The organism is Pusillimonas sp. MFBS29, assembly GCF_020687695.1.
GTDB lineage: Bacteria > Pseudomonadota > Gammaproteobacteria > Burkholderiales > Burkholderiaceae_B > Pusillimonas_C.
Map to the genome: position 1 here is coordinate 39,179 of NZ_JAJEWL010000002.1, position 21,452 is coordinate 60,630.

The 21,452-nt window shown below is 58.3% G+C and carries 23 protein-coding genes; 19 read left to right on the forward strand and 4 right to left on the reverse strand.

Annotation, left to right across the window (positions count from 1 at the left end; translation table 11 throughout):
- Positions 1 to 4: 4 nt before the first annotated feature.
- A complete protein-coding gene (locus LKR43_RS02830; RefSeq protein WP_227682339.1) occupies positions 5 to 982 on the reverse strand; it encodes a tripartite tricarboxylate transporter substrate binding protein in 978 nt (325 codons plus the stop codon).
- 97 nt (positions 983 to 1,079) lie between these two features.
- Between LKR43_RS02830 and LKR43_RS02835 the strand changes: the two genes are divergently transcribed.
- From LKR43_RS02835 to LKR43_RS02850, 4 genes are all read left to right on the forward strand, one after another.
- Positions 1,080 to 2,012 (forward strand): LysR family transcriptional regulator, encoded by a 933-nt coding sequence (locus LKR43_RS02835; RefSeq protein ID WP_227682340.1) that lies wholly within the window; start codon positions 1,080 to 1,082, stop codon positions 2,010 to 2,012.
- A gap of 174 nt (positions 2,013 to 2,186) precedes the next feature.
- The gene (locus LKR43_RS02840) at positions 2,187 to 2,363 is read left to right on the forward strand and encodes a hypothetical protein (protein ID WP_227682341.1); all 177 of its coding nucleotides are present in this window, start codon (positions 2,187 to 2,189) and stop codon (positions 2,361 to 2,363) included.
- A gap of 158 nt (positions 2,364 to 2,521) precedes the next feature.
- Positions 2,522 to 2,911 carry a 50S ribosomal protein L19 gene (rplS, locus tag LKR43_RS02845; protein ID WP_227682342.1) on the forward strand — a complete coding sequence of 130 codons (390 nt, stop codon included), beginning with the start codon at positions 2,522 to 2,524 and terminating at the stop codon, positions 2,909 to 2,911.
- A gap of 64 nt (positions 2,912 to 2,975) precedes the next feature.
- The gene (locus LKR43_RS02850; RefSeq protein ID WP_227682343.1) at positions 2,976 to 3,722 is read left to right on the forward strand and encodes a CoA pyrophosphatase; all 747 of its coding nucleotides are present in this window, start codon (positions 2,976 to 2,978) and stop codon (positions 3,720 to 3,722) included.
- A 10-nt stretch (positions 3,723 to 3,732) separates the two neighbouring features.
- On the opposite strand, the gene rsgA is transcribed toward LKR43_RS02850, so the two are convergent.
- Together rsgA and LKR43_RS02860 are read right to left on the reverse strand one after the other, a co-directional pair.
- A complete protein-coding gene (rsgA, locus tag LKR43_RS02855; protein ID WP_227682344.1) occupies positions 3,733 to 4,635 on the reverse strand; it encodes a ribosome small subunit-dependent GTPase A in 903 nt (300 codons plus the stop codon).
- Positions 4,628 to 5,872, reverse strand: a complete 1,245-nt coding sequence (locus LKR43_RS02860; protein WP_227682345.1) for a M48 family metallopeptidase — start codon at positions 5,870 to 5,872, stop codon at positions 4,628 to 4,630. The genes rsgA and LKR43_RS02860 overlap by 8 nt, the downstream gene beginning before the upstream one ends.
- 49 nt (positions 5,873 to 5,921) lie before the next feature.
- Here LKR43_RS02860 and orn point away from each other — a divergent pair, with 49 nt between their 5' ends.
- Complete coding sequence (gene orn / locus LKR43_RS02865; RefSeq protein WP_227682346.1) at positions 5,922 to 6,467, forward strand: oligoribonuclease; 546 nt, start codon at positions 5,922 to 5,924, stop codon at positions 6,465 to 6,467.
- Between the two features lie 42 nt (positions 6,468 to 6,509).
- Here orn and paaX read toward each other — a convergent pair whose 3' ends face one another.
- Positions 6,510 to 7,463 carry a phenylacetic acid degradation operon negative regulatory protein PaaX gene (paaX, locus tag LKR43_RS02870; RefSeq protein ID WP_227682347.1) on the reverse strand — a complete coding sequence of 318 codons (954 nt, stop codon included), beginning with the start codon at positions 7,461 to 7,463 and terminating at the stop codon, positions 6,510 to 6,512.
- A gap of 188 nt (positions 7,464 to 7,651) precedes the next feature.
- Here paaX and paaA point away from each other — a divergent pair, with 188 nt between their 5' ends.
- From paaA to LKR43_RS02940, 14 genes are all read left to right on the forward strand, one after another.
- Positions 7,652 to 8,644 (forward strand): 1,2-phenylacetyl-CoA epoxidase subunit PaaA, encoded by a 993-nt coding sequence (gene paaA, locus LKR43_RS02875; protein ID WP_227682348.1) that lies wholly within the window; start codon positions 7,652 to 7,654, stop codon positions 8,642 to 8,644.
- Between the two features lie 65 nt (positions 8,645 to 8,709).
- Positions 8,710 to 8,997 (forward strand): 1,2-phenylacetyl-CoA epoxidase subunit PaaB, encoded by a 288-nt coding sequence (gene paaB / locus LKR43_RS02880; protein ID WP_227682349.1) that lies wholly within the window; start codon positions 8,710 to 8,712, stop codon positions 8,995 to 8,997.
- A gap of 11 nt (positions 8,998 to 9,008) precedes the next feature.
- Positions 9,009 to 9,773, forward strand: a complete 765-nt coding sequence (gene paaC, locus LKR43_RS02885; protein WP_227682350.1) for a 1,2-phenylacetyl-CoA epoxidase subunit PaaC — start codon at positions 9,009 to 9,011, stop codon at positions 9,771 to 9,773.
- 35 nt (positions 9,774 to 9,808) lie between these two features.
- Positions 9,809 to 10,279, forward strand: a complete 471-nt coding sequence (gene paaD / locus LKR43_RS02890; protein ID WP_227682800.1) for a 1,2-phenylacetyl-CoA epoxidase subunit PaaD — start codon at positions 9,809 to 9,811, stop codon at positions 10,277 to 10,279.
- A 1-nt stretch (position 10,280) separates the two neighbouring features.
- The gene (gene paaE / locus LKR43_RS02895) at positions 10,281 to 11,363 is read left to right on the forward strand and encodes a 1,2-phenylacetyl-CoA epoxidase subunit PaaE (RefSeq protein WP_227682351.1); all 1,083 of its coding nucleotides are present in this window, start codon (positions 10,281 to 10,283) and stop codon (positions 11,361 to 11,363) included.
- Between the two features lie 105 nt (positions 11,364 to 11,468).
- On the forward strand, positions 11,469 to 13,133 hold the full coding sequence (paaN, locus tag LKR43_RS02900; RefSeq protein ID WP_227682352.1) for a phenylacetic acid degradation protein PaaN: 1,665 nt from the start codon (positions 11,469 to 11,471) through the stop codon (positions 13,131 to 13,133).
- Positions 13,134 to 13,153: 20 nt separating this feature from the next.
- Positions 13,154 to 13,936, forward strand: coding sequence for a 2-(1,2-epoxy-1,2-dihydrophenyl)acetyl-CoA isomerase PaaG (gene paaG / locus LKR43_RS02905; RefSeq protein WP_227682353.1), 783 nt, complete (start codon positions 13,154 to 13,156; stop codon positions 13,934 to 13,936).
- The gene (gene paaI / locus LKR43_RS02910; RefSeq protein WP_370632056.1) at positions 13,936 to 14,412 is read left to right on the forward strand and encodes a hydroxyphenylacetyl-CoA thioesterase PaaI; all 477 of its coding nucleotides are present in this window, start codon (positions 13,936 to 13,938) and stop codon (positions 14,410 to 14,412) included. The genes paaG and paaI overlap by 1 nt, the downstream gene beginning before the upstream one ends.
- A 79-nt stretch (positions 14,413 to 14,491) precedes the next feature.
- Entirely contained in the window at positions 14,492 to 15,808 is a 1,317-nt protein-coding gene (gene paaK, locus LKR43_RS02915; protein WP_227682354.1) for a phenylacetate--CoA ligase PaaK, read from the forward strand.
- Between the two features lie 388 nt (positions 15,809 to 16,196).
- A complete protein-coding gene (acpS, locus tag LKR43_RS02920; RefSeq protein ID WP_227682355.1) occupies positions 16,197 to 16,655 on the forward strand; it encodes a holo-ACP synthase in 459 nt (152 codons plus the stop codon).
- Positions 16,652 to 17,710, forward strand: coding sequence for a beta-N-acetylhexosaminidase (gene nagZ / locus LKR43_RS02925; RefSeq protein ID WP_227682356.1), 1,059 nt, complete (start codon positions 16,652 to 16,654; stop codon positions 17,708 to 17,710). The genes acpS and nagZ overlap by 4 nt, the downstream gene beginning before the upstream one ends.
- On the forward strand, positions 17,673 to 19,496 hold the full coding sequence (gene uvrC / locus LKR43_RS02930) for an excinuclease ABC subunit UvrC (RefSeq protein ID WP_227682804.1): 1,824 nt from the start codon (positions 17,673 to 17,675) through the stop codon (positions 19,494 to 19,496). Before nagZ ends, uvrC begins: the two co-directional genes overlap by 38 nt.
- 15 nt (positions 19,497 to 19,511) lie before the next feature.
- Complete coding sequence (pgsA, locus tag LKR43_RS02935) at positions 19,512 to 20,090, forward strand: CDP-diacylglycerol--glycerol-3-phosphate 3-phosphatidyltransferase (protein WP_227682357.1); 579 nt, start codon at positions 19,512 to 19,514, stop codon at positions 20,088 to 20,090.
- Between the two features lie 44 nt (positions 20,091 to 20,134).
- The gene (locus LKR43_RS02940) at positions 20,135 to 21,424 is read left to right on the forward strand and encodes an MFS transporter (RefSeq protein WP_227682358.1); all 1,290 of its coding nucleotides are present in this window, start codon (positions 20,135 to 20,137) and stop codon (positions 21,422 to 21,424) included.
- Positions 21,425 to 21,452: the final 28 nt, after the last annotated feature.

A 21,452-nucleotide genomic window follows, 5' to 3' on the forward strand; every position in this document is an offset into this window, starting at 1 on the left:
CCGGTTAGCCGGCGGTGATGCCGGCGAGTTTGATGATGTCGGCCCACTTCTGGTATTCGCGGCGGACGAACTGTGCATGTTCCTGCGGGCTTTCGCTCTGGATCACGCGGTTGCCGGTGGTCGCAAATTGACGATGAACGGATTCGTCCTTGAGGGCGGCTATGGTCTTGTGAAAGAGCGTATTGACGGCGACTTCCGGTGATTGCCGGGGCAGCCAGAAGCCGAACCAGAATTCCTGGATGGCCAGCTCGCTGTTCAGGATTTCGTGCAAGGCCGGGACACCGGCAAGCTGGGGCATGGGGTCCCGGCTGGATACAGCCAGGGCACGCAGTTTGCCACCATTCACCTGGGGAATGGCAGTCCCGGCGATGGTGAAGGCGAAGTCAGTGTCGCCGCGCATGAGCGAGGCGGGAATTTCCACCGAACCTTTGAAGGGAATGTGCACGGCATCGGCGTTCAACAGCGATACAAAGGTCGCACCACCCAGATGTGCGCCTGATCCAATGCCGCCGGACGCATAGTTCAGCTTGCCAGGGCGATCGTGCATGGCGTCGATCAGGTCCTGGATGGTGTGGTAGGGCGAGTCGGCGGAGACAACCAGCACCGTAGGGGAGGTGGCGATGACCGTGACTGGCACGAAATCGTTGACGGGATCGAATGCAAGGCTGGGTTGCAGCGCCTTCTGGATCAGATGCGAATTGGATCCCATCAGGACCGTGTACCCGTCTGCCTTGGCCTGGGCCACATGCTGCGCGGCCAGGACACCGCCTGCGCCGACTTTGTTCTCGACCACGACCGTCTGGCCCAGAGCGTCGCCGAGCGTGGGGCCGAACTGGCGCATCATGATGTCAGGCCCACCGCCGGCAGCGTAGGGCACCACAACGCGGACTGATCGGGAAGGATAGGTTTCAGCGGCATGAACGGCTGACTTGAACATCAGGCTGGCGCTCAGGGCACCCAGGCAGAAATTTCGGCGTTTCATGTTGTCTCCTTGTAATGCAGCAAGGTTAACGAAATAGGATATATATAAAAAGTGATATATTTTGATATGGTGATAACTTTAAGTTTTATATAGGCTTATGAGCGACGAAATCCTGCCAGACCACCTGGTTGCCAAACTGCGTTTTCGCCACCTGCAGCTTCTGACCTTGGTACAGGCCCACGGCAGTCTTAGAGCCGCCAGCCAGGCGCTTAATCTCACGCAGCCGGCCTTGAGCAAGGCACTCTCCGAGATTGAAAGTGCGTTTGGTTACAAGCTGTTCGTACGCAGTGCGAGAGGACTGACACCCACGGTGCAGGGGGCTGCCGTACTGCGCGGCGCGGCGCTGTTGCTTGAAGAACTTGTTCACCTGCGTGCCGAAGCGGGCATGGCCGAACGCTACGGTGCTCGAATCCGTATCGGGGCACCTCCGTTTGTGGCACAAACCTACCTGCCCGATGTCGTCGGGAAGCTGGTCAGGCGTGAGTTGCCGATGCGGGTCCAGCTTCACGAGGATAGGGTGCCTGCGCTCACCGACGCATTGCAGCAGGGCAAGCTTGATGCCCTGATCACGACCTTGCCCTTGCAGATGATGGAGACCGGTGCCGGTTCGCTTCAATACACCAGGCTGTTCGAGGTGCGGTTTGCGGTGATTGCGGCCAGCAAGCATCCGGTTTTCCAGGCGACCCGCATAGATTGGGCGCGACTGATGAAAGAGCAGTGGGTGATGCAGACTGAAGGCTCGATGGGTCGCAAGCTGATCGAAGACTGCTTCACCCATGCCGGTGTGCCGGTTCCGGTGCCGCTGATCGAATCAACCAGCCCGACGACGACTCTCCAGCTCGTGGCTGCCGGACTGGGGATCGGCATGGTTCCCGATGTTTTCCTGTTTCATCACAGAGTGCAGCAAGAGGAGGCTGTAAGGCGGATCCCGGTGGTGCCTGAGCCATACTCCAGCGTGGTAGCCCTGGTTGTGCGGCAGGGACCCTTGAGCGATAGGCTGGCTCTGTTGAAGGAGGCGCTAGGTGTCTGAGGGTGCTGTGGAAAAATAACCTCAGGCACAAAAATAAGTCTTGCACAAAATACTGTTGTTTTGTACAGTTCAGTTATGGATCAGCTGTATTTTTAAACAGTAGTAGTTGCTGACACCCGCCCTGCACAGGGCGGCAGGCTAAAGCCAGGTGTCAACGCCTTTTGCGAGACAAACATGAAAACCAATCATCCCGCCGATCTCCCCACAAAATGGCCCTTTTCGTCACAGCCGGCAAAAAAGAAGGGCGCCCGCCTTAGCCGCGGCTCCATGGTCGCCGACGTCTGCCTGGTCGCGGTGTGGGGTGCCACCATCCCCGGCCTCATGTGGCTGGGGGCCATGGGCGGCTTTTAAAAAACTCTGTTTACTTGTATAATGCTTGGCTTTGCTAACTCATCCTCTGACAGGCGCAATAAAACCTTGGGCTATTTACCTTGCCCCGGGAAATAAAGTTAAGGCTATGCGGCCAGAACTGTAATGCCCTTATCAAGATGAAACCTGGAGTGTTCACCGTGAACCTGATCGAACTTCTTGAACAAGAAGAAATCGCCCGCCTGACCGGCGGCGAAGCCAAGCCAGACTTTGGTCCTGGCGACACCGTTATCGTTAACGTAAACGTGGTTGAAGGCGCCCGCAAGCGCGTACAGGCCTACGAAGGCGTGGTCATTGGCCGTCGCAACCGTGGCTTGAATTCGTCTTTCATCGTCCGCAAGATCTCTTCGGGCGAAGCTGTTGAACGTACATTCCAGCTTTACTCACCCCAAATCGCCAGCATCGAAGTCAAGCGCCGTGGTGACGTCCGCCGTGCTAAACTTTACTATCTGCGTAGCCGCTCGGGTAAAGCCGCTCGTATTAAAGAAAAACTGGTGCGTAAATCGGCCAAGAATGTCGCAGCTGAATAAGCTGTAGCACTCCGATACTATCCAGCAAAGGCACCCCGGCGGGTGCCTTTGTTTTATGAGTCTTATGTCGCAAAGCATATTACCTTCTCGAAGTCGGCGTGTCCTTGCTGCGGGTTTTGACCCTCTGACCCAACCTGTTGTCGAGAATCCGGTCCTGCAGGCATTGTCTTCAGGCAGCCTCCAATCCGATTTCATACAGTCTGCCTTTTCCCGTCCCGTCGATTGGCAGGTGGAACCCGTCTTCACCGAGTCCTTCCAGGCAGATACCATACAGTTTCAGGACGTCATCCAGGCGGCGGTGCTGTTTCCGCTGGTGCAGCGCCCCGAGGGTCTGCATGTATTGTTTACGCGGCGTGCTTCCCATCTGTACGATCATGCAGGCCAGATATCTTTCCCCGGCGGCCGAATAGAACCCACCGATCGCGACGCGATTGCGGCTGCCTTGCGTGAAACCCAGGAAGAAATCGGAGTAGAGCCCGAATATGTTCAGCTTATAGGCACGCAACCCTGTTTCCTGACCTCAACGCGCTTCACCATGAAGCCGGTCATTGGTCTGATACGCCCGGGCTTTACCATCGTGCCCGATACCACCGAGGTTGCCGAGGTTTTCGAAGTCCCCTTGTCGGTATTAATGGATACCAGCCTGCATCGCCTGCACCAGGCCAACCTGCCTGATGGCGGCCACAGGTTTTATTTTTCCCTGACCTGGAAGTCTTACTTTATCTGGGGCGCCACGGCTGCACTGATACGTAACTTCTATCATTTCCTTGCTGCTGCCGAAACCCAGCTTGTGCAAGGCAAGCGGCTCTGATTCTCAGCTTTCAGTACCGGCCCTGTGCCTCATTCTCGGCCAGTATTCTCTTGTACAGATCGTGCCTCTGGGGGGCAATGTCGCCACGCTCCAAAGCAGCCAGCACGCCGCAACCAGGCTCATGTCTGTGAGTGCAGTTATAGAAACGACAATGTTCCACGCCTGCACTGAACTCGGGAAAACCGTGCTCAATGTCGGTGGCGCTCAGATGATATAAGCCAAATGCCTGGAAACCGGGCGAGTCTATCAGGTCACCGCCGCCGGGCAGGTGATAAAGGCGAGTGCTGGTCGTCGTGTGCTTGCCTGTACCCAGAGCCTGGGAATGCTCTTGTGTATGGGCCTGTGCTTGCGGCACCAGCACATTGAGCAGCGTGGATTTTCCCATGCCACTTTGTCCCAGCAGCAGGCTGCAGCGCTCTTGCAGCAAGGGGCCCAGCCTGGCATGTACCTGTTCCGGGTTGGTGGCACAGACTTCAATAATCTCGGTTCCGGTATTTGCCAGCAACGACAGCTGTTCGCGCGCGCGCGGCAGGCTGGCATGCAGGTCGGTTTTGTTCAGAACGACAATGGGCTTGATATCCGCACTGTGGGCGGCCACCAGGGCCCGCCACAGCAGGTCATCTGAAAAAAGAGGTTCTGGTGCAACCACGATGAGCAGCTGATCGACATTGGCGGCAAACTGCTTGCTGCGTATGTCGTCGGAACGATAAAGCAGGCTGCTGCGCTCCAGGACCTGGTCGATTGCTCCTTCGAGTTCCCCCTGGGGACTGATGCATACCCGATCGCCCACCACAGCCACCGCTTTTTTCCCGCGTGGAAAACATTTTCGCAGACTGCCATCGGACAGTTCCACGGTGTAGTGGCGACCGTGGGCTGCAATGACACGCCCGTGCAGGACGGGAGCTTTATCCATGTTTGAGCTGTTGTATGCGTATCACGGCAGGCGGGTGGCTATCGTAAAACGCAGAGTGTACCGGATCAGGCGTCAGGGTGGCTGCATTATCGTCATACAGCTTGACCAGTGCTGAAATCAGCTGGCTCGAGGACGAGACTTCGGCAGCGTAGCGATCGGCCTGAAACTCATCGCGGCGTGACATCCAGCTGGCCAGAGGTGTGGCCCAGAACGTGAAAACCGGCATGACAAGAAAGAACAGGATGAGCGCAAGCGCGTCGTTCGGTCTGCCCAGCTGAGGAAGGACGCCAAGATCAACGTAGAACCAGACCTGGGTAGAGAGCCAGCCCAGCAACAGCAGAAATGCCAGTGCGAGCGTAAAGCTCACGACCATGCGCTTGATAATGTGCCTGTGCTTGAAATGGCCCAGTTCATGCGCCAGCACGGCTTCGGTTTCGTCCACGTTCAGGCGTGAAAGCAAGGTGTCGAAAAAAACGATGCGCCGTGCATTGCCAAAGCCGGTGAAATAAGCGTTGCCATGGGCGGAGCGGCGCGAGCCGTCCATGACGAAAAGCCCGCCCAACGAGAACCCGCAGCGCCGGGCCAGCGCATGAATGCGCTCTGCCATTTCGGGATTGTCCAGGGGCGTGAACTTGTTGAACATGGGCGCAATGACGGTTGGGAACAGCCAAAGGATCAGGAAATTAAAGACGACCCACAGACCCCAAGCCCACCATACCCAATTGGTACCCGCGTTGCCCATGACCCACAATACGCCCGCGACCAGCGGGGTGCCTAGCGTCAGGGTGATGAGCAAGGTTTTGATGGAGTCCTGGATGAACAGGCCAGGCGTGACCCGGTTAAAACCATAGCGGGCTTCCAGCTTGAACTTGCGCCAGGCTGAAAAGGGCAGTCCAATCAGGCCCATCAAGGCCAGGACGGCACCGATCAGGGCCAGCTGGCGCAGCATCTCGTGTTCGATCAGCAAGCCCAGCTGCATATCAAGGAACTGCAGGCCGCCCAGCAAGGTCAGGCAGACCAGCACGACGGCCTCGGTGATACGCTCGGCCATGGAAAACTGAATCTTTGCGATGGTATAGTCGGCGGCGCGTTGATGGCTGCGCAGGCCGATTCTGTCGGAAAACTCTTCGGGAACCTTGTCCCGATGTTTTTGCACATGGCGAAGCTGGCGCGAATCGAGCCAGAACCGAACGACAATGTCCGCAATCAGAAAGACGATGAACAGCAATGTAAACATGGGCAGCGGGCGTATGAGAGAATCTGTGTTTTAAAGAAGGATTAAAGTTATGGCAGGAAATGACCAGCGTTTGGTATGGCTTGACATGGAAATGACCGGGTTAGACCCGGAAAAAGAACGCATAATTGAAGTGGCGGTCGTTATTACCGAGCCCGACCTGACGTTTGTGGCAGAGGGTCCTGTACTGGTTATACACCAAAGCGATGAGCTGCTCGATGCGATGGATAAATGGAATCAGTCCACACACGGAAAAAGTGGCCTTATCGATAAGGTCAAGGCATCGACCCTGACCGAAGCCCAGGCTGAAGACCAGCTTCTGGAGTTTCTGGCACAACACGTGCCGTCGGGCAAATCGCCTATGTGCGGCAATACCATAGGCCAGGATCGCCGCTTCATGGTCAAGTATATGCCCAGGCTGGAAGCCTTCTTTCATTATCGCAATCTGGATGTCAGCACGCTTAAAGAGCTTGCGCTGCGCTGGAAGCCGGAAGTCTACCGAAGCTTTGTCAAGAAAAGCCGGCACGAAGCGCTGGCCGATATCTACGAATCCATCGACGAACTCAAGCATTATCGCGAGCATTTCATAAAAATCTGAATGCGGTTCTGCAGGGCGGTGCGCCAGCCGGCCCTGCGACGATCATGCAGCCTGTACTCCAGGCGTTCGATTGCGGCCGCCAAAGCGCTTGAATACCTCGGGCCTCAGGGCCCGATAGTGTTCCGGATCCTGGCCCAGCAACTCGTCAAGAAATACTTCCGCCTGGTCGAATACGCGCCAGTACAAGGCGCCGCATAGCTGGCGTGCCGGGTGCCCGGGCCAGTCTTGCGGCAGCATCTGCGCGGGCAGCTGTGGATCATGCAGCACGATGCGGCGCCATTCATGAAAAGCCAGTGCACGTATGGTGTAGGCCTGCGCCGGGCGCATGTCACTGTTGACGCCGGCCAGCATGGGGCCGAAGGTATCCAGAAAGCCCTGGTATTGCCCGGCCACGCCGTCCAGGTCCCAGCATTGCGAAACCAGTTCGGTGATCAGCAGCCCTTTGCCTTCATTCATTTCATGGGCGCCCAGCACGAGGGCATGACCACTGAGTTTGAGCTTGCCCAGCACTTTGTGGGCGGCCTTGGTCTGATTGCGGGGCAGGGCGAAGATGCCGGGCGCGATGGCGCCGAAGCCGGCCCAGATCAGCTCGCGGCGGACTTCACCACGTTTACTGAGGCTGGCGTTACCGAATCGAGGTAATACCACCAGCGTCCAGTCACCTTCCCATACGGGTGACGAACCGTCGTAGATGCGACCTGATGCCTGTTCGGTCAGTTCCCTGCCGAGAGGGCTCAGGCGATACAGGCTGCGGCGACCGTGCCGCTCGGATTGCAGCCAGTCTTGCGCGACCAGTCTGAACACACTGGTACGCAGCAGTCGTTCATTGACGCCCAGCGGGGTGACCAGCTCGATCAACTTGCTCAGCCAGATGCTGCCACCGTGTGGTTCGATGGCGTCGCCCAGCAGGGTCACGCACAGCGATTTTGCCCGGGGCGGGTTGGTCGCCAGCAAATTGCGGATCTGGTCTTCAAGTGAGTGCTGCGTATCGGCCATGTGTGTGTGCCGCGTTGCCCGCGGCCTGGTTCGGGATATCGAATTATAGGAAGGAGTCGGGGAATCAGAGTAGCACCTTTAATTTGATACTTAAATTTGATTGACATCAATATTTTTGTATTAAATAATGGAGTCAAAGCAAATAAGGCGACAAACACATGGCGCCTTACACAAGGAGACCTGTCATCATGTATGCGCAGCTTGTTGAAACCGGCGTCAAAAGTGTCCGTTCCGCCGATGAATTGTCCGGGCCCGAGAAAATTTTCCAGCAGCGTATCGACGAAGGCGTACGCATAGAGCCTAAAGACTGGATGCCCGAGGCCTACCGCAAAACGCTGATCCGGCAAATTTCCCAGCACGCCCATTCCGAAATCGTTGGCATGCTGCCGGAAGGCAACTGGATTACCCGCGCGCCCACCCTGAAACGCAAAGCCATTTTGCTGGCCAAGGTACAAGACGAAGCCGGCCATGGCCTGTATCTTTACAGTGCCGCCGAGACCCTGGGCGTTTCGCGCGATGATCTGGTCGATGATCTGCATTCCGGCAAGGCGAAGTATTCCAGCATCTTCAATTACCCCACACTGACCTGGGCCGATATCGGCATGATAGGCTGGCTGGTCGACGGCTCGGCCATCATCAACCAGATTCCGCTGTGCCGCTGCTCCTACGGCCCTTACGCGCGTGCCATGGTGCGGGTCTGCAAGGAAGAATCCTTTCATCAGCGCCAGGGCTACGACCTGCTCATACAAATGTGCCTGCACGGCACACAGGCGCAAAAAGACATGTGCCAGGATGCCTTGAACCGGTGGTGGTGGCCTGCGCTCATGATGTTCGGTCCTTCCGACGCCGACTCCCCCAACAGCGCGCAGTCCATGCAATGGCGCATCAAGCTGTTCTCCAACGACGAGCTGCGTCAGAAGATGGTGGACCAGACTGTGCCACAGGCCGATTATCTGGGCCTGAAGGTGCCCGATCCCGATCTCCGCTGGAACCCCGATACCGGCCACTACGATTTCGGCGAGATCGACTGGGCAGAGTTCTATTCGGTCATCAAGGGAAATGGTCCCTGCAATCGTGAACGCTTGGCCGCACGCGTCAGCGCCCACGAAGAAGGGCAGTGGGTCAGGGATGCTTTTTCTGCCTACGCCGACAAACACCAGGCTGCGCAGGCAGTCGCCTGATTGCACTCACATTTGTTTATAGCAATTGCCGGGCGGCCAATCTGGCACGGCAAAGGAGACAAAACATGACTAAAAAAACATGGCCGTTGTGGGAAGTATTCATACGCAGCCAGCACGGCCTGGCGCACAAGCATGTCGGCAGCCTGCATGCATCTGATGCGGAAATGGCTATCAATAATGCGCGTGATGTGTACACCCGCCGCAACGAGGGTCTGAGCATCTGGGTGGTCAGGGCGGCCGATATCGTGGCCAGCAGCCCGGACGACAAGCAGCCTTTGTTCGAGCCGGCCAACAGCAAGGTCTACCGTCATCCGACCTTCTTCCCCATGCCTGAAGAAATCAAGCACATGTAAGAGACCATCCTATGAATCAAGCCTTGTTTGAATACTCGCTGCGCATGGGTGACACCACACTGGTGCTGGCGCAGCGCCTGTCCGAATGGACGGGTCATGGCCCGGCCCTGGAAGAAGACCTTGCCATGACCAATGTCTCGCTCGATCTGCTTGGCCAGGCCCGGATGTGGCTGACACTGGCCGGCGAAATCGAAGGCGCCGGGCGCGACGAAGACCAGCTGGCCTATTTGCGCGATGCGCATCAGTACCGCAATTATTTGCTGGTAGAGCGCGACAACGGCCATTACGGCAATACCATCGCACGCCAGTATCTTTTCGATGTATGGCATTACCTGTTACTGCAGCAACTCTGTACCTCTAGCGATGAGCGCATCGCCGCCATCGCAGAAAAATCCATCAAGGAAGTGGGCTATCACGTCCGGCGCTCTACCGATATCCTGGTACGGCTGGGCGATGGCACGACTGATAGCCACGACCGCATGCAAAGCGCAATCGACGATGCCTGGCGTTTCTGTGGCGAGCTGTTCATCGATGACGACCTGACGCTCGCCATGGCCGGGCGGAAGTTCGCCCCAACGCATGCCAGCCTGCGCCCGGTCTGGCTCGAGCACGTGCAGGCCACGCTGGCCGAAGCCACGCTGCGCATGCCCGAGCCCGATGAAGCCATGCATCCTGCCTACACAGGTGGCGTAAACGGGCGCCACACCGAGGCACTGGGTTATTTGCTGGCCGAAATGCAGCACCTGCAGCGTGCCTATCCAGGAGCAGCGTGGTGAACGCCGTTGTCCAGCGGCCTGGTACCGACCAGCTCATGAGCTGGCTGGCCACCGTGTCCGATCCCGAGATTCCTGTGCTGTCCATCGTCGACCTGGGCCTGGTGCGCAAGCTGGACTGGGAGGGTGACACCTGTGTCGTCACGATTACGCCCACTTATTCCGGCTGTCCTGCCATGCAGGAAATTCAGACAGGCATCCGCGATGTCTTGCAGGCCCAGGGCGTGCAACAGTTGCGCATCGATACCCAGCTGTCGCCGGCCTGGACCACCGACTGGATGACTCAGCGGGGTCGCGAGCAGTTGCAGGGCTATGGCATAGCGCCGCCCGCCGAACGGGCAATCAATATTTCGGGCCTGACGCGCAGGACCCACGACGTTGTCGTTGCCTGCCCCCTGTGCGGCTCGGATCATACCCGGGTCATCAGCCAGTTTGGCTCCACGGCCTGCAAGGCGCTATACCGCTGCCAGGCTTGTGGCGAACCTTTCGATTACTTCAAGGCGCACTGAGATGAATAAATTCTATCCGCTGAAAGTCAGTTCGGTTGCCCGAAATACGCGTGATGCCGTCGTGGTGACCTTCGATGTGCCCGGCGACTTGCACGACAAGTTTGCCTTCAGGCCAGGGCAGTACCTGACCTTGCGCACGCAACTGGATGGCCAGGAATTACGACGCTCTTATTCGATCTGCGCGGCGCCAGGCGACCGTCAGCTAAGAGTCGCCATCAAGCGTTTGAACGATGGCGCATTTTCCAGTTGGGCCAACGAGCATCTGGTCGACGGCCTGTCGCTGGACGTCATGCCGCCCGACGGTCACTTCACGCTCGATTTTGCCGCAGAGCATGCCCGCAACTACGTGGCATTCGCGGTAGGCAGCGGCATTACTCCCATACTGTCCCTGATCAAGACTGCGCTGGAAACCGAGCCAGACAGTACCTTCACATTGTTCTTTGGCAACCGGGCTTCGTCCGCAGTGCTGTTTCGTGAAGAAATAGAAGATCTGAAAAGCCGCTATATGCAGCGCTTTTCCCTGGTCTATGTCATGAGTCGTGAACACCAGGACATAGACCTGTTCAACGGTCGCCTCGATGGCCCCAAGGTCGAGCAGCTGCTTACGCTCTGGCTGGACCCTTCGTCCATAGACTATGCCTTTGTTTGCGGCCCGCAAGACATGACCGAGTCCGTCACACAGGCCCTGCAGGCCAAGGGCGTGGATAAATCCCGCATCAAGTTCGAGCTGTTCGGTTCGCCCAGTGGCGCACGTTCGCTGCGTACCGGCCACGATGCACGCAAGGCACCGGGCAAAGAGCAGTGTCAGGTAACGGTGGTGTACGAAGGTGTTACCCGCACGCTGACGATCGCCAAGAACAAAGACAGTGTGCTCGACTCGGCGCTGGCGCAGGGCCTGGAGCTGCCGTATTCGTGCAAGGGCGGGGTCTGTTCGTCGTGTCGGTGCAAGGTCATTGAAGGCGAAGTCGACATGGATGCCAATTTTGCCCTCGAAGATTACGAGGTCCGGCAGGGCTTTGTGCTCAGTTGCCAAAGCTTCCCCGTGACCGATACCTTGCGTATCGACTTTGACCAGGAAACCTGATCACAGACCAGGGGCTATCCCTATCGTCATCGTGGTTTTTAATTTAAATTTGAATAATGCTGAAAACGCCCTGGAGCGGGGCGGTATATCCAAGGAGCCATCATAGTGTCCATAGATTTTTTCCAGACCCACCAGGCCGTGCTCGAGCAGGCGGTCGCAGCCGCTGCCACGCGTGGCTACTGGAGCCCGTTTTCCGAATCCCCCAGCCCCCGTGCATACGGTGAAACGGCAAACGATGATGGCCAGGCCGCCTTCCAGGCCTATCGCGACAATGACTTCCCCCTGCAACAGAATGGCGCCGCCGGTACGACCGGCGCCGAGGTATCCCCGTTTGGTTTTGCACTGGGCGTGCGTTATCCCCGGGTTCCCGCCGCCGCCTTGATTGAAAACTCGGAAAAGGCACTGGCTTCCTGGCGTGAAGCCGGCCCGCAGGCGTGGGCAGGTGTGGCGCTGGAAATTCTGCACCGTCTGAATCAGCGCAGCTTCGAAGTGGCGTATGCCGTGCAGCATACAACCGGGCAGGGCTTCATGATGGCCTTCCAGGCCGGGGGTCCGCATGCTCAAGACCGTGGCCTGGAGGCCGTGGCCTATGCCTGGCAGGAAATGGCGCGTATTCCGGGTCTGGTCAGTTGGGAAAAGCCGCAGGGCAAACATGATCCCATCAAGATGCAAAAGCGATTTACCGTGGTGCCGCGTGGTATCAGCCTGGTAATCGGTTGTGCAACATTTCCCACCTGGAATGGCTATCCCGGCCTGTTTGCCAGTCTGGCGACTGGCAACACGCTGATCGTGAAGCCGCATCCCGGGGCGATTCTGCCGCTGGCCATTACCGTAAAGATTGCACGTGAAGTGTTGTCAGAAGCTGGATTTGACCCCGACGTCGTTCAGCTGGCGGCACATCCGGCAGATGACGACACAGCCCAGCAACTGGCGCTTAACCCTTCAGTCAGGCTTATCGATTTCACAGGCAGCAGTGCCAATGGCAACTGGCTCGAGCAAAACGCACGCCAGGCGCAAGTCTATACCGAGAAAGCAGGCGTAAACCAGGTCATCATCGACTCGGTCGAAGACTTCAAGGGGGTGGCGCGTAACCTGGCATTTTCGTTTGCCCTGTATTCCGGCCAGATGTGCACGGCGCCGCAAAACGTCTATGTTCCCCGCGATGGCATCAAAACAGCAGATGGCCACATGAGCTTCGACGAGGTTGCCGCGGGTCTGGCCCAGGCTGTGGAAAAGCTGGTGGCTGATCCGGCCCGGGCGGTCGAGATTACCGGTGCGATACAGAATGATGGCGTGACGAAGCGGATAGACGAGGCCCGGGCGTTAGGCTTGCCTGTATTGTGCGACAGCCAGTCGCTGGCGCATCCTCAGTTTGAACATGCCAACGTGCGCAGCCCGCTGTTGCTCAAGACCGATGTCGCCAATCCGGTCATCCAGCGCGAGTGGTTTGGTCCTATCGTCTTTATAGTCGCTACCGATTCCACCGAAAACAGCATACAGGTGGCCCGTCAAACCGTCATCGATCATGGCGCCCTGACACTTGCCGCTTATGCAACCGATCCCGCCGTGCTCGAGCAGGCACGCAAGGCGGCCGAGCAGGCCGGTGTCTCGCTGTCGCTGAACCTGACCGGGGCCGTCTTTGTGAATCAGACTGCGGCCTTCAGCGATTTCCATGGCACAGGAGCCAACCCTGCTGCAAATGCCGCGTTGTCCGATACGGCCTATGTGGCCAATCGTTTCCGTGTCGTGCAAACGCGCTGGCACGCCTAACCGTCAATCCCGGAGACTTCATGACATATCAGAATATTGAATTCAGCCTCAGTCAGGGCATAGCCCGTGTAGCGTTGAATCGCCCCGATAAGTTGAACAGTTTCACTTCAGAGATGCACAGGGAATTGGCTGATGCTCTGGATCAGGTCGAGTCCCAGGGCGCGCGCGTACTGGTGCTGACCGGAAACGGGCGGGGTTTTTGTGCCGGCCAGGATCTTTCCGCCAAGGAAATGAGTGCCGACAAGGTGGATCTGGGTGACACCATAGAAAAATACTACGCGCCACTGGTGCGTCGTCTGCATGCATTGCCCATGCCCGTGTTAGTCGGGGTGAATGGTGTGGCAGCAGGTGCAGGTGCCAATTTGGCACTGGCCGGCGACATCGTCATTGCCAGGCAAAGTGCCAGTTTCATTCAGGCCTTCTGCCGGCTGGGACTGCTGCCCGATACGGCCGGCACCTATGTCCTGCCCAGGCTGGTTGGCCGGGCAAAGGCAATGGGGCTTTCCTTGCTGGGCGACAAGCTCAGCGCACAGCAGGCGCAAGACTGGGGCCTGATCTGGGAGTGCGTGGCCGACGAGGATTTCGATGCCCGCCTCGATGAATTAGCCAGGCATTTTGCGAGCGCACCGACCAAGGGGCTGGCCTATACCAAGAAGGCATTGAATGAAAGCCTGGGCAATACGCTGGATCAGCAACTCGATCTCGAGCGTGATCTGATGCGCGAATTGGGCAACAGCCACGATTATGCAGAAGGGGTAGCAGCCTTCCTCGAGCGGCGTCCCGCAGTATTCAAGGGGCAATGATGAACTCTTCCGCTCCAGATGTTCAAGACGTGAACGCGAATACTTTGCCCGATGATCCTCAGGCCCTGGCTGAACTTACTGCGCAAACCATGTACGCCGGGGACCAGGCATCGCAGGCCCTGGGTGCACAAGTTGTGTCGGTTGCGCCCGGCAAGGCCAGTATGAGCATGACCGTGCGCAGCGATATGCTGAACGGGCACAAGACCTGTCATGGCGGTTTTATTTTTGCATTGGCCGACAGTGCTTTTGCGTTTGCCTGCAATTCACGTAATGCCGTAACCGTCGCGTCGGGCTGCACCATAGATTTTCTGGCACCTGCCTTCGAGGGCGATGTGCTGACGGCACGCGCGGATGAATATTCGCTGGCCGGCCGTACCGGTGTCTACGATGTTCATGTCAGCAAGCAGGACGGCACACGTGTTGCGGTTTTTCGTGGGCGTTCGTATCGCATCAAGGGCCAGGTGGTCGAGACCTGACCACCCGGCATATGTGCGCCGGATATCGGCGCACGACCAACCATTTACCTGTCAAGAAGATAAAAAGTAGGAGACAACCATGTCAGAAGCCAAATCGTCGCACGCCGGACGGGACGCTATCGAGCACGCGAGCGTGGACGAGTTGCGCAGCTTGCAACTCGAACGCATGAAGTGGTCGCTGTCGCACGCTTACGATAATGTGCCGCATTACCGGAATGCCTTCGACAAGGCTGGTGTGCATCCATCTGACCTGAAGCAGCTTTCGGATCTGTCGCGGTTTCCACTAACCGCCAAGCAGGATCTGCGTGATAACTATCCCTTCAGGATGTTTGCCGTACCACGCGAGCAGATTGTGCGCATACATGCTTCCAGCGGTACTACCGGCAAGCCCACGGTAGTGGGCTATACAGCCAGGGATATTGATAACTGGGCTGATCTGGTTGCACGCTCTATCTGGGCATCGGGCGGTCGGCCTGGCGACATCGTGCATGTGGCGTACGGCTATGGCTTGTTCACCGGTGGTCTGGGGGCACACTATGGTGCCGAGAAACTGGGTTGCAGCGTTGTGCCGATGTCGGGCGGGCAAACCGAGAAGCAGGTGCAGCTGATACGTGACTTCGAGCCGTCCGTAATCATGGTGACGCCTTCCTATTTCTGCAACATCATCGAGGAGATGGAGCGCCAGGGCATGGATCCCTCTGCCAGTTCCCTGCGCATCGGTATTTTCGGGGCCGAGCCCTGGACGGGGCAGATGCGCCAGGATATTGAGAAACGCACGGGCATTGATGCGCTGGACATCTATGGTCTGTCAGAGGTCATGGGGCCTGGCGTGGCGATGGAGTGTGTCGAGTCCAAGGATGGTCCTGTAGTCTGGGAGGATCATTTCTATCCGGAGATTATTGATCCGGTTACGGGTGAGGTATTGCCTGACGGTCAAGAGGGTGAGCTGGTGTTTACGTCGCTGACCAAGGAAGGTATGCCGGTGATCCGTTATCGTACGCGTGATCTGACGCGGTTGTTGCCGCCCACGTCGCGCAGTATGCGTCGTATCGACAAGATTACTGGTCGCAGCGACGATATGCTGATTGTCCGGGGTGTGAATCTGTTTCCGACACAGGTCGAGGAGGTGGTTCTGAAGATTCCCGAGCTGGCGGCGCAGTATCAGCTGGTGCTGACGCGTAGCGGTCATCTTGATGAGCTGGAGATTCTGACTGAGGTGCGGCCTGAGTATGATCATCTGGGTGTGGCGCAGCGCGATGCGATTGCGAGCAAGCTGCAGCATGCGGTGAAAACATATATTGGTGTTTCGGCTCGGATTACGGTGCAGACGGCAGGGCAGGTGGAGCGCACGCTGACGGGCAAGGCGCGCCGGGTGCTTGATAAGCGGGCGCGGTGATCGTCGGGGTGTTTTCTGCTGGTCATCAGGCTGCTTTTGGCAGCCTTTTCAGTTTCTTAAGAAAGCCATGCGTATCAGGGGCCGTTCCGGCTTCACGCGCTATGTCCCTGGCTGCGCCAGGGATGCCCGGTTTATGGCTCGATGGCGAGGCGGCTGCGGAACTCGCCCGGTCGGGCCAGTGGCCCGACACCCGTCGGGCTCGAACAACCGCAGCCTTGCCTCCTCGCCATCGAGCCATAAACCGGCGTGCGCGAGGCGCCTCCACAGCCCCTGATACGCATGGCTTTTTAGGATACTGAATAGTGGAAGGCTGCCAGCGTTGGGCCGGCCGTCACCGGCGCGCTTCCCGACAAGGTATCATTCAACGTTCCAGTAGTAGTGTGGGTGAATGACGATGATGGATCCGGCGCAGGTGGGTGGGATAGCAGGGATAGGCATGGATTTGTTGCGCCTGGACCGTATCGAGCGCGTGTATGCGCTTTATGGCGACAAGTTCGTGCATCGCGTCCTGGGCCCGCAGGAAATTGAAAAGTTTCGACTGCGCAGCCAGCGTGATCCCCAGCGTGGCATACGCTATCTGGCTACCCGTTTTGCGGCCAAGGAAGCGTTTTCCAAGGCAATAGGCCTGGGTATGCGCAGCCCCATGGCGTGGTCCCGTATGCAGACCCTGAACGAGCCTGGCGGCAGGCCGGGCGTGAGGCTGTCCGAACCGTTGGCCAGCTGGTATGGCGAACGCTTTGGCAAGGCCCATGTTTCCGTGTCCGACGAAACTGATACAGTGGCGGCTTTTGTGATCGTCGAAGCATTGGGGCCACTGCCCGAGAATTTAACGGAAATGAATCCATGACAGAACAAACTCTGCGTACAGGCATGCCGCCCGGTCCCGTGATGGTGGATGTGGAAGGCACGGTTCTTACGCATCATGAGCGTCAGCGCCTGCGTAATCCGCTGGTGGGCGGCGTCATTTTGTTTGCGCGCAATTTTGATCACCGCGAGCAACTGGCTGCCTTGTGCCAGGCCATTCATGCCGAGCGTGATGAGCCCTTGCTGATTGCTGTGGATCACGAAGGGGGGCGCGTTCAGCGCTTCCGCACGGATGGGTTTACGTCCATTCCGGCCATGAGTGTGTTTGGCGAGCTGTGGACGCAAGACTCGCTGGCCGCCATGCGCCTGGCGTCCGAAGCGGGCTATGTGCTGGGCGCTGAGTTGCGTGCCTGCGGTGTGGATCTGAGCTTTACGCCGGTACTGGACCTGGATTACGGCGTCAGCAAGGTGATAGGCAACCGTTCGTTTCACCGGGATCCCAGGGTGGTGGCCATGCTTGCGCGGGCTCTGATTCAGGGGCTGATGCTGTCCGGGATGGCATCTTGCGGCAAGCACTTTCCGGGACACGGCGCTGTCGAGGCTGACTCGCATCACGAAATACCGGTCGATACGCGCACCTTCGAGCAGATCATGCAGGAAGACGCCGCGCCTTACGGCTGGCTGGGTGATATGGTGCTGCCGTCGGTGATGCCGGCGCATGTCATTTATTCCCAGGTCGATCCCCAACCGGCAGGTTTTTCCCGACACTGGATACAGAAGGTGCTGCGCCAGGATCTGGCTTATGACGGGGTGGTTTTCTCCGATGACCTGACGATGGAAGGGGCCACCGTGGCGGGCGATATTCTGGCGCGTGCCGAGGCTGCCCTGGGGGCGGGATGCGATATGGTATTGGTTTGCAATCGCCCTGATCTGGCCGACGATCTGCTGTCGCGTCTGAAGATTGAACATGATCCGGCGTCAGTTCAGCGCATACGTCGTCTGATGCCGGCCAGTGTGGCGCCTGACTGGGATGCCTTGCAGGCTGATGAACGGTATCAATATGCCCGAAGACTTCAATCTCAAATCGTTTCTGGCTGACCTGCCTCATCTTCCGGGTGTCTATAGGCATCTGGATGCACAGGGCACAGTGCTGTATGTAGGCAAGGCGCGCGATCTGAAGAAGCGCGTCAGTTCGTACTTCCAGAAGACGCCGTCCAGCCCCCGCATCGCCCATATGGTGGCGCGGGTAGAGCGGCTGGAAGTGACGGTCACGCGTTCCGAGGCCGAAGCGCTGTTGCTGGAAAACAATCTGATCAAGAGCCTGAAGCCGCGCTACAACATCTTGTTCAGGGATGACAAGTCCTATCCCTATCTGATGTTCAGCGGGCATGCAACGCCGCGTATCGCCTATTATCGTGGCAGCACCAGCGGGAAGGGGCGGTATTTCGGGCCTTATCCCAATGCGTGGGCCGTGCGTGAAACCATACAGATATTGCAGCGGGTGTTTCGCCTGCGCACCTGTGAAGACAGCGTCTTTGCCAATCGTTCGCGCCCATGCCTGCTTTATCAGATCGGGCGCTGTTCCGCTCCCTGTGTGGGCCTGATCGCCAACGACGATTACCAGGCCGATGTGGCGCGTGCCGTGCAGTTCCTGGACGGGCATGCAAACGAGGTCATGCGCGATATCGAAGAACGCATGCACCAGGCTTCTGCGGCACTGGAGTTCGAGAAGGCGGCCGTGCTGCGCGACCAGGTTGGTGCGTTGGCCAAAGTGCTGCAACAGCAGTCCATGGAGAAAGTGGGCGATGACGATGTTGATGTCATTGCGGTGGCTTCGGCGGGTGGACGTGTCTGTGTCAATCTGGCCATGGTACGGGGCGGGCGTCATCTGGGCGACAAGCCTTTCTTTCCTGCGCATACCCTGGACGACAGCGCGGCCGATGTGCTGGCAGCCTTTGTCGCCCAGCATTATCTGGACAGCGCCATGCCTGCGGTACTGGTCTGCTCGCATTCCTTGCCTGACCCGGATCTGATCAAGTTGCTGGCGGAACAGACCGGGGTCAGGGCCAGAGTACTGATCAGGCCTCAAGGTTTGCGCAAGGTCTGGCTTGAGCAGGCAAGCAAGAATGCCGAGCTGGCGCTGGCACGTTTGCTGACCGAATCCAGTGCCAGGGTGGCACGCAGCCTGGCACTGGCCACGGCCCTGGATATGGACACCGACGAAGCCGCTCTTGATGCCATGCACATAGAATGCTTCGACATCAGCCATACCGCAGGTGAGGCCACCCAGGCATCGTGTGTGGTGTACAAGCATCACGATATGCAGCCCTCTTTGTATCGTCGCTACAACATCGCGGGCATCACGCCGGGTGATGATTATGCGGCCATGCGTCAGGTGCTCGAGCGTCGCTTCAGCCGGGTCGCTGACGGGCAGGCCGAGATGCCAGCGATTGTCCTGATCGATGGCGGCAAGGGGCAGGTCGAGGTTGCACGGCAGGTGTTTGTTGAGCTGGGGCTCGATACCCGTACGATTGTTGGCGTGGCCAAGGGGGAGGGGCGCAAGGTTGGTCTGGAAACCCTGGTGTTCGTGGATGGCAGGGAACCCGTGGCTTTGGGCATAGAGTCGGCAGCACTGATGCTGGTGGCACAAATTCGCGACGAGGCGCACCGGTTTGCCATTACCGGGATGCGGGCACAACGGGCCAAGGCGCGCAATGTATCGCGTCTGGAACAAATAGAAGGCATAGGAGCGCGTCGGCGCCAGAAGCTGCTTGCGCGCTTTGGCGGATTCACCGGCGTGGTCGATGCCAGCATCGATGATCTGCGGTCTGTGGTGGGAATCTCAGATGAACTGGCCGAACGTATCTATCAAGCCCTCCGATAGGGTAGTATTCAGCTTATGCCTATGAACCTACCTATTGCCCTGACCTGGCTGCGTATCGGCATGATTCCGCTGGTCGTTGGGCTGTTCTATATTCCCACTGACTGGATTTCCGTGCCGGTGCGAGATGCCGTGGCCGCGGTTGCCTTTATTGTGGCCGCCCTGACCGATTGGTTCGACGGCTGGCTGGCCCGGCGCTGGAACCAAACGTCGTCGTTCGGCGCATTCCTCGACCCGGTCGCCGACAAGCTGATGGTTTGTGCGGCGCTGCTGATTTTGCTGGATCTGGATCGTGTAGACTCCTTTATCGCCCTGATCATCATCGGGCGCGAGATCACCATTTCGGCGTTGCGCGAATGGATGGCCAAGATAGGTGCGAGTGGCAGCGTGGCCGTGCACCGCCTGGGCAAGCTCAAGACGGCAGCACAAATGATTGCGATACCTTGTCTCTTGTACTGGCAGCCGTTGTACGGTGTTCCACTAGAGCTGCTCGGGCAAGTGCTGATCGTGATTGCCGCCATCCTGACGGTATGGTCCATGTTCTATTACCTGCGCCGCGCCTGGCCTGAAATTCGCGACCGTTCCGACCGGCGCTGAAGCGGCCGGCTTCAAAGCCATAAAGCGTTCACAAAGACAGCATCATGACAGCAGCAAACCCGGGGATCCAGCCAGATAGTCTGGCTTTGAAGTACAAAGACTGGAAAATCATCAGCCTGATCGGATCCGCGCATGCGTGCTCACACTTCTTTCAGCTGGTATTCCCCACGCTGTATCTCTCGCTGGCTCACGAGTATGGCTACGATTTCGTTCAGCTGGGCTTGCTGGCCACCGTGTTTTTCCTGGTGTCTTGTCTAGGGCAGGCGTCGTCGGGTTTTGTGGTCGATCGCATAGGCCCGGCCCCCGTACTGCGTTTCGGGTTGGGTTGCTTTGTGCTGTCCGGTGTCCTTATCGCGTTATCCAACGGCTATTTCCTGCTGCTGCTGGCTGCTGCGATCGGAGGCATAGGCAATTCTGTTTTTCATCCTGTTGACTATTCCATCATCAATCATCGCGTCAGCCAGCGCCGCCTGGGCCATGCTTTCAGCACCCACGGCCTGACCGGCAACCTGGGCTGGGCCCTGACGCCGGTGTTCATGGCAGCCCTTATCCATCTGGGCAACTGGCGGATTGCCGCTTTCGGGGCCGCCTTGCTGGTGGCGTTTGTGCTTTTCCTGACCTGGCTTGGCCGTGATTTGCTGGCAGGCAGAAATGAAAGCGAACCGACGCCTGCGACCGAGGCGGAATCGCGGGAAGCCGATTTGTCCAGGCAGACCGTGGGGCAGACACTGGCTACATTGCTGGTGCAGCCTGCGCTTTGGGGTGCCTTTCTGTTCTTTGCCTTTACGGCCGGCTCCCTGTCTTCAGTACAGAACTACACCATACCCATGCTGGGCGATGTCTACGGTATCGATAAAGTGCTGGCCGGCACAGCCCTGTCGGGATACATGCTGGCAGCGGCGGGCGGCATGGTGTTTGGAGGTTTCCTGGTTGGCTCAACACCCAATACCGAGCGTATTGTGGCCATTTCGCTGGTGCTGGCGGGCGGTTTGCTGGTGGTACTGGCCTTGGGCGGTGTGCCACCGTCGTTTGCGGTCTTGCTGGTGTGCATGGCCGGTTTCTGTTCCGGCGTGGCAGGGCCTTCGCGTGACATGTTGATCCGGCGTGTCACCCCGAAAGGGGCCACCGGAACCGTCTATGGTCTGGTTTATTCGGGCATGGATGTCGGCTCTTCGTTGGCACCTGTGGGCTTTGGCATGATGCTCGATGCCGGATTCAGCCAGGGGCCCTGGTATGGCTCGGCCGTGGGCTTTGTTTGTGCTGCCGGGCTGGCGATCATGGTGGCCAAAGCTGCCAGCCGCAGCGGCCTGCCGGCGATGCCGGCCAAGGCCTGATTCCGGCACGCCCGGGTTGGCAGGACCG